Source organism: Bradyrhizobium sp. Crot121 (assembly GCF_059512385.1).
Window position 1 is genome coordinate 1 of record NZ_JCAMOR010000367.1, and the last position, 457, is coordinate 457.

The 457-nt window shown below is 63.2% G+C and carries 1 protein-coding gene; it reads right to left on the reverse strand.

All coding sequences use genetic code 11. The annotated features are described in order from the left end of the window. Window positions 1-457: DUF4865 family protein (locus tag AC5ZGW_RS47005; RefSeq protein WP_496114254.1), on the reverse strand; the 457-nt coding region annotated here is incomplete at both ends.

Sequence of the window (457 nt, forward strand, 5' to 3'; positions counted from 1 at the left end):
CCGCCCGCGGCAGGGTATCGAGCAAGGGTCGGGCCAGATGCAGGATCTGGTAAGCGGCACCGGCGCTCTCTCTGTCCAGCTCATTTTCTGATAGCAAGATCCGCGTGACGGTCCAGTTCTGCGCATCGACGCTGACGACGGCAGCGACCGAACCGGGCTGTTCGGCAGTCGCGCGATTGTGCTCGATCTCGGCGGCGAAGGCCGCTGTGAGATCGGCGTCGATCGCAATGCTGCGCTCCTCCCTGTAGGCGAAACGCGCAAACCGTCCGTTGCCTCGGCGAGCGTCAAGAGCAAAACCGGGCTCGATCTCTGCGCGCCCGAAGCTGTCCGTAACGATTTTGTAGCGGCCGCTCACCAGGAAATCGCGGAAGGCTTCGTCCTGTCGCCAGAGATAAAGCGACGAATAGCTGCTGGCCGCGGCACCGAAATGCCCACTCTCGCGCAGCAGGAACGCCTT